This is a genomic window from Glycomyces arizonensis DSM 44726 (assembly GCF_000482705.1).
Lineage (GTDB): Bacteria > Actinomycetota > Actinomycetes > Mycobacteriales > Micromonosporaceae > Glycomyces > Glycomyces arizonensis.
This window is the reverse complement of record NZ_KI519475.1, coordinates 185,916-193,728: the sequence shown is the minus strand read 5'-3', so window position 1 is coordinate 193,728 and position 7,813 is coordinate 185,916. Positions and strand designations below refer to the sequence as shown.

The following is a 7,813-nucleotide window of genomic DNA, read 5'->3' as shown; positions in this document are numbered from 1 at the left end:
AAGCCGACCTGAACGAGACCGCCGAACAGATCGAACAAGCCAAGGTCGAAGCCGACATCAAGGCCGCCCGCGCACGGGTACGCGCCCGCTTCGCCGCACCAGCCGCCAGGCAGGAGGCGACCGGCACACCCGAATGGGCCACAGTAGACGAACGTGAGCCGGCCACGGCAGCCGAAAGCGAGCAGGCCAGGACAGGCGAAGACGAGCAGACCTCACTCCCACCGGATCGGACCACCCCGACACCAGCAGGAGTGACCGGCACCACCGGACCTGACGACCCCGTTCCCTTCTTACCCTGCCCGCCGCGGGATGCTGTGGCGGGGACAGAGCACCCATAGGCGCTCAGCTCGAATCCCAAGAGGGTTCGAGCCCTTCCCCGTGCCCGGACACCGAACCGGCCCCATACGCCATCCCCCCAGCCGCCGCCACACCCCGAGAGGGAAGGACCGCAGGCGAGCCCCACCACCAACCTCCGCGCCGACAGGCCACCCCCGACACCCGCTCACCGCTGCATCGCTGAACCGCCTGAAGCCCAACCGAAGACAACCTCAAGGACACAAAGCCCAGTCCAGCCTCCGCCCACCTCTCGGCCGCCGATCGTTTGAAGCCCTACCCGACCGCGCCTCCGCACCGACAGGCCACCCCGGACCCTCCCACCTCTGCATCGCTGATACGCCTGAAGCCCGACCCAAGACCACCCCGGGGACACCGCAGGGCGCCCAGCCGGCGCCCGGGGCGCTACTCCGCCCCTCTGTACCCACCCACCGCCGTCCTGCACACCACGAAAGTCCCCGCCAGCCTGACAGACGCCCCAAAACCGGTCAAGGAAAAGTTTCTGGCCTGCGGATACTTCGCTGGCATAGTTCGAAACCTTCTCACAGATAGGCCCCTCACACATACCGGTGGGCTTCATTGCGCGGGTGAGTCAAACGCGCCGACCTCGCCGACTCCGATCAGTCCCGAGCATGCAGCCGACAGACGATTAGGTTGCCTTGCTGTAGTTATTCGTGGATTCTCGTTGAGAAATCATTGATTCTGGGAGCGTTCACAGGTATGCTGAATCAACCTTTAATATCGATGAATTGCGATATGTCGATGACGCAGACACGGCCCGCCGGGCACGGTCGCGCCGCCGACTCCGCACCTCCGCTTCCCCGGCGGGGATCACCGAACACTCCCAGCACGCACGGAGCAGTCATGCGAACATTCCGAAGTCGATGGCCGAGATCGCTGTCAGTACTGATCGCGGCCGCGGTAGCGGTCACGTCCTTCTTCGTCTTCCAACCCGTCAAGGCCTCGGCCGCTCCCGACACCACAGCCTGGTACGTCATCCAGTCCAGGTCCTCGGGCCTGGTGCTCGACATCGCGGGCGCCTCGACGCAGACCGGGGCCGAACTCCTTCAACAGCACCGCACCGACTCGACCAACCAGCAGTTCCGGTTCGTCGACTCCGGCAGCGGCTACTACCGCATCCAGGCCCGGCACTCCAATATGGTGCTGGACGTCTGGGAGCGCAATGCCGCCAATGGGGCCACCATCGCCCAGTACACCGACCAGAACAGCGCCAACCAGCAGTGGCAGGTGCAGGAGAGCGGCGGATACGCGACGTTCGTGAACCGCTTCTCCGGAAAGGCCCTGGACGTGTGGGAGAAGTCCACCGAACCCGGCGCTCGTATCAGTCAGTACACGCCCAACGGCGGAGCCAACCAGCAGTTCCAACTCATCCCCGTAGACGACGGCGACTCGGGAGGAGACGGTGGGATCGAGGGCTGCACCGGCAGCGCGCCCATCGTCTGTCACTTCGACTTCGCCCCCGGCACTTACGACGTCACCGCCGTCCTCGGCGGTGACCAGGCAGGCTCCACCGTCATCGAGGCCGAGACCCGGCGCACCATGCTCGGGGCGACACCGACCGCGGCCGGGGAGCAGGTGACGGTGCAATTCACCGTCAACGTCCGCAACCCGGAGGGTCAGCCGACCGGTGACACCGGCAGCCGGGGCCTCGACCTGTACTTCGGCGGCCAGGCGCCGCGGCTGAGCGACCTCACCGTCACCGCCACCACTCAGCGGCAGCTCTTCATGGCAGGCGACTCCACCGTCTGCGACCAGGCATGGATCCCGTACACCGGGTGGGGGCAGGAACTGCCGCAGTTCTTCAACCAGGGCCTGTCGGTCGCCAACTACGCCGACTCCGGGGAGAGCTCGGGATCCTTCCTTGCGAATTCACGGCTCTTCCCGGCCATGCGCCCGCTCATCGAGCAGGGGGACGTCGTGCTCATCCAGTTCGGGCACAACGACAAGCAGACCAGTGCCTCGGACTTCCGCGCCAATCTCACGAACATGATCGACCAAGTGCGCGCCCAGGGCGGCACCCCAGTGCTCGTCACGCCGATCGTCCGTCGCCACTTCAACGACGACGGCACACTGAATAACGGCGTCGCCCTGCACGTCAACGGGCTCGGTGTCGACCTGCCCGCCGAGATGCGGCGGCTCGCTCAATCCGAGAGCGTGAGCCTGGTCGACTTGACCGCGCTCACCAAGCAGCGGGTCGAGGAACTCGGCCCGGAAGGGTCCAAGGCGCTGTACCTCACCGACGAGGAGGGCGACAACACCCACCTCTCCGAGCACGGAGCGACCGAGTACGCGGCATTGGTGATCGACGAGCTGCAGGCCCAGGAGATGCTTCCCGCCGACCTGTTCCGCTGATCGGCGAGAGCCGCTGACGAGGCCCGGCCGAGTCCATGCCGTGGAGCATTGCACGGAGCAGGGAGGTCGGCCGGGCCGCTCAGGGCAGGTGCGGCGGCGTGTCCCCGGTGGTGTGGACGATGACGACCGCTCCTGCGGCGATGGCGACCTCACCGTCGTAGGCGGTGCCGTCGAGGGCGTCCACGCCCCGGAGGCCTGGGACCGAGACGTCCTGGTCCGAGTGGTTGATCAGGAAGCAGGCCGGGCCGCGCCGGACGATCTCGACCTGTTCGGGGACGCCGTCGACCCGGGCGACCTCGGCGCGGTCGAGGGCCTCGGCGAGCAGGCCGCGCAGGCCGGTGGCGTCGTCGAGCGCGGTGGCCGCGTACCAGGCTGTGCCCCGGCCGAGCCGGTGGCGGGTGATCGCGGGGTGTCCGGCGTCGGGGCCGTCGGCGAAGCGGGCCGCGGCCTCGGCCCCCTCGAGACGGATTCGCTCCGACCAGATGCGCCCGCGCGCGCTCGAGTCGAGCGTGAGCGAGCCGTCTTCGGGCAGCGGGTGGAACTCCTCGACCCACAGGCCCAGGACGTCCCGCAGCGCTCCTGGGTGGGCGCCCGCGTGGACGGTGTCGTGCTCGTCGACCACGCCAGAGAAATAGGAGACGATCAGGTGGCCGCCCTTCTCGACGTAGCCGCGCAGGTTCTTGCCGGCCTCGGCGGTGAGCAGGTACGAGGAGGGGGCGACGACGAGCTTGTAGCGGCTCAGATCCGATTCGGGGTGGGCGAAGTCGACGGTGACGTGCTGGCGCCACAGCGAGGAGTAGTACGCCTCGACGCGCTCACGGAACTCAAGCTCGACCGAGGGACGCCACTCCAGTTCGAGGGCCCACCAGGACTCCCAGTCCCACAGGACGGCGACCTCGGCCTCGACCTCGGCCCCGACCACACCGGACAGCCGCTTGAGGTCGCCTCCGAGCTCGACGACGTCGCGCCAGACCTGGGTATCGGTGCCGCCGTGGGGAAGCATCGCGGAGTGGAACTTCTCGGCCCCGGACCGCGAAGCGCGCCATTGGAAGAACATGAGCCCGTCGGCGCCGCGCGCGAGATGGGTCAGGGAGTTGCGGCGCATCTCGCCGGTGGTTTTGGCGAGGTTGCGGGCCTGCCAGTTGACCGCGGACGTGGAGTGCTCCATGACCATCCAAGGTCCGCCGGCGACGCCGCGGGCCAGGTCGGCGCTCATGGACAGTTCGATGTGGTTCTCGGGCCGCTCGGCGACGAGGTAGTGGTTGTTGGAGACGACGTCGACCGCCTCGGCCCAGCGCCAGTAGTCCATGCCCTCGCAGTTGGGGATCATGAAGTTCGTGGTCGCCGGGGCGTCGGAGTGGCGGGCGATGATCTCGCGCTGGACCCGGTAGTTCGCCAGGTGCGCCTCGCCCGAGAACCGCTTCCAGTCGAGGAGCAGGGCCGGGTTGACCCCGGGAGGGGCGGCGGCGGGGGCCTCGATCTGGTCGAAGGAGCGGTAGACGATGCCCCAGAACGCGGTGCCCCAGGCATCGTTGAGGCGGTCGATCTCGCCGTATCGGTCTTCGAGCCAGCGGTGGAAGGCCCGTTCGGAGACCTTGCAGTAGCACTCCAGATTCGCCCAGCCGTATTCGTTGTGGACGTGCCACAGCTCCACGGCCGGGTGGGAGCCGTAGCGGGCGGCCAGCTGCTCGACGATGTTCGCGCAGGCGTCGCCGTAGGCCGGCGAGGAGGGGCACACCCCGTGGCGCGTGCCTCCCGCCAGGGTCCGCCCGTCGACGTCGACCAGGCGGATCTCGGGGTGGGCGCGGCGCAGCCAGGCCGGCGGAGAGGAGGTGGGGGTGCCGAGGTTGACGCCGATCCCGTTCTCGTGCAGGAGCTCGATGCTCCGGTCCAGGCCGGTGAAGTCGTACTCGCCGGGGGCGGGCTCGATGATGCCCCAGTTGAAGACCCCGAGGCTGACGAGGTTGACGCCCGCCTCCTTCATGAGGCGGACGTCTTCGTGCCAGACCTCCTCAGGCCACTGCTCGGGGTTGTAATCGCCTCCATAGCGAATCGTCCTCAACGCTGTCTCCCGGGTCTCTCGCGCGAGTGCTTGTGAACGTGCACAATACCTCGGCCCGCACAGGTTGGCAACCTGGCGCCCGCCAGCCGATGTTTCAGAATTGTGATCGTTCTAGGAAGTAGAAATACAGACATAAGTCTATATAAGCTTGATATTGGACTTGTTTTCAGTGATCCATGTCGCTATGTTTATGTAATCGTTCACGGTCTGCCGCTGGAGCCCAGCGTCAGATCCCCTCAAAACGAGACTAAGGACTGAGAATGCGAAGCAACGGATCCCCCGCCGACCGGGCACTGAACCGCCGCAACCTGCTCGCGCTCGGCGGCCTGACCGCCACCGCCGGAACCCTCGCCGCCTGCGGCGGGCCCACCGAGGGTGAGGAGACCGACGGCGACCTCGAATGGGACGAAGAGGCCCAGCAGTACGTGATGGAGGAGGAGATCGCCTCCGGCGAGCAGGCCCTCAAGGTCTGGTTCGAAGACGAGCTGCGCGCCGAGGCCGTCATCGCCGCGTTCAACGAGCAGTACCCCGGCGTCAAGGTCGAATACGAGCTGGTCGGCAAACACGACGCGGTCGGCAAGATGGCCCTGGCCGGTGAAGCCGGGACCGGCGCCGATGTCTTCATGACCTTGTACAACGAGATTCCCGACGCGATCGACGACGGCACCGCGGCTCCCCTCGGCAACTACACCGACGTCCTCAAGAGCCGCATGAACGAGGCGTTCACCAGTGTGGTCTCCCAGGACGACCAGATGTACGCCGTCCCGGTCACCACCGAGTCGATGGCCCTGATGTACAACAAGACGCTCCTCGAAGAGCTCACCGGCTCACCTGAGCCCGCGGGCACCTGGGAGGAGATCGCCGAGCTCGCCCAGGAGTACAACGACCCGTCCTCCAACCGGTGGACGATCCGCATGTCCACCATGGAGATCTACCGCGCCTACCCGATCCTGTCGACCATGGGCTGGCGGGTCTACCCCGACGGCAACGTCGACGACCCCGGCTTCGGCGACCCGAGTCTGGCCGAGGCGCTGGAGTACTACGCGGGGCTGCGCGAGATCTGGGATGTTCCCAGCGCCGACTCCACCTGGGAGACCATCGAGGAGGGATTCGCCGAGGGCGAGACCCCGTACGTCACCACCGGTCCCTGGAGCTTCTCGCTCTTCGACGAAGGGGCCGAGGCGAACGGCTTCGAATACGGGGTGACCACGATGCCGATCGCGGAAGGCGGCGATCCGGCCGCGACCTTCGCCGGCATGCACGTCGCGGCCGTCTCGGGCTACTCGGAGTACCCGGCCGCCGCCCGCGTCTTCGCCAACTTCATGGCCTCCGACGCAGGCGCCGCCGCGGTCTACGCCTCCACTGGGGAGATTCCCGCGCTCAATGAGGACCTGCTCTCGGGCATCGAGGGCATCGGCGACGACCCGCACGTGGCCGGCATCGTGGCCCAGTCCGCGCAGGCCGAACTCGTCCCGCAGGTGCCGGAGTACTTCTGGGAGGTCGGCGACGCGATGGTCGTCGATGTATGGGACGAGCTGTCCGATGTCGATGCCGCCCAGACCAAGGCGGTCGAGACCTACGCCGAACTTCACGGACTTTAGGACCATTCGATGGTGAGCACCACCAAGACCCCTTCTCCTCGCGTCCCGACGCCCGGCCGAGCGCCGCGGGAACCGGGGAATACCGGGAGCTCCGCTCTCCCCGCACCGGTGCCGGGCCTCGCCTCGGCACTGGTGTGGGGGACCGGCCAGCTGATCAACCGACAGCCGGGCAAGGCCGCATTCTTCTTCGCGTTCTACGCGACCGCCATCACCTGGGAGATGGTCACCGGCAACTACTACGCCGGAATGGAATTCACCGCCCGCGCCAACGGCGGCTTCTTCGTCAGGGGCCTGTGGGGACTCGTCACCCTCGGTGACACGCCCCGGGAGATGTCGCTCACCGGGCTCAGCGAAGGCGACAACTCGATCGTCCTGCTCGCCAACGGGATCATCGCGCTGCTGACGCTCTGCCTGCTCGCGATCGTCGCGATCTGGTCCGTCCGCGACGCCGCCCGCTGCCGCACCCGCCTAGGCGCAGGGGAGGCCCCCGAGCGCTCAGCCGACTACTTCCGCAGGATCTGGGAAGGCGCCTTCGCCTACATCGCCCTGTCCCCAGGACTGGTGCTCATCGTCTTCATGTCGGTGCTGCCGATCACCTTCGGCGTCCTGGTCGCGTTCACCGACTACAACCGCGACAACCTGCCGCCAATGAACCTCGTCAACTGGGTGGGACTCGACACCTTCGCGCAGATCTTCACGGTGCCGTCGTGGACCGGGACGTTCCTCGGCGTGCTCGCCTGGACGTTCGTGTGGGCGATCCTCGCGACCGCCACCACCTACTGCGCCGGCTTCCTCCTGGCCGTCCTGCTCGCGAGCAAGAAGGTCCGGTTCCCGCGCGTGTGGCGCACGATCTTCCTGCTTCCCTGGGCGGTGCCCGGGATCGTCTCGGCCCTGGTGTTCCGCGCGATGTTCAACGGCCAGTTCGGCCCCATCAGCCAGTTCCTGGTCGACATCGGACTGACCGACGAGCGCGTCTACTGGTTCACCGATCCCACCAACCCCAACCTCGCCCGCGCCGTCGCACTCCTGGTCAATCTGTGGCTGGGCTTCCCGTTCTTCATGGCGCTCGTCGGCGGCGTGCTCACCAACATCCCCGACAGCTACTACGAGGCCGCCCGCATCGACGGCGCCGGGACGCTCCAGCAGTTGCGGTACGTCACCGTCCCGATCGTGCAGCGGACGTGCACACCCCTGCTCGTCCTGGCGTTCGTGGCCGCCTTCAACAACTTCGGGCTGGTCTACTTCCTCACCGAAGGCGGACCGGACAACGTCGATTACCGCTTCGCCGGAAGCACTGACCTGCTCGTCACCTGGCTGTTCAAACTCACCTTGGACAATCGCCTGTACAACATCGGCGCGGTCATGAGCATCATCGTCTTCTTCATCGTCGGCACTATCTCGGTCTGGAACCTCAGGCGTTCCAGGGCGATTCGGGAGCTGTAGC

General features: G+C 67.0%; 4 protein-coding genes and 1 pseudogene. 4 read left to right on the top strand and 1 reads right to left on the bottom strand.

All coding sequences use genetic code 11. The features are described from left to right. Positions 1-338, top strand: a pseudogene (locus tag H613_RS31875) (hypothetical protein); the annotation flags it as partial. 859 nt (positions 339-1,197) lie between these two features. Beyond that, entirely contained in the window at positions 1,198-2,706 is a 1,509-nt protein-coding gene (locus H613_RS30490; protein WP_211234936.1) for an RICIN domain-containing protein, read from the top strand. A gap of 79 nt (positions 2,707-2,785) precedes the next feature. Here H613_RS30490 and H613_RS28635 read toward each other — a convergent pair whose 3' ends face one another. Continuing rightward, positions 2,786-4,768 carry a beta-galactosidase gene (locus H613_RS28635; protein ID WP_035739076.1) on the bottom strand — a complete coding sequence of 661 codons (1,983 nt, stop codon included), beginning with the start codon at positions 4,766-4,768 and terminating at the stop codon, positions 2,786-2,788. 260 nt (positions 4,769-5,028) lie between these two features. Here H613_RS28635 and H613_RS0122940 point away from each other — a divergent pair, with 260 nt between their 5' ends. Both H613_RS0122940 and H613_RS0122935 read left to right on the top strand, forming a co-directional pair. Next, positions 5,029-6,369 (top strand): extracellular solute-binding protein, encoded by a 1,341-nt coding sequence (locus tag H613_RS0122940; RefSeq protein ID WP_026925602.1) that lies wholly within the window; start codon positions 5,029-5,031, stop codon positions 6,367-6,369. Between the two features lie 108 nt (positions 6,370-6,477). Continuing rightward, positions 6,478-7,812, top strand: coding sequence for a carbohydrate ABC transporter permease (locus tag H613_RS0122935; RefSeq protein WP_026925601.1), 1,335 nt, complete (start codon positions 6,478-6,480; stop codon positions 7,810-7,812). The last annotated feature ends 1 nt before the right edge of the window (position 7,813 follow it).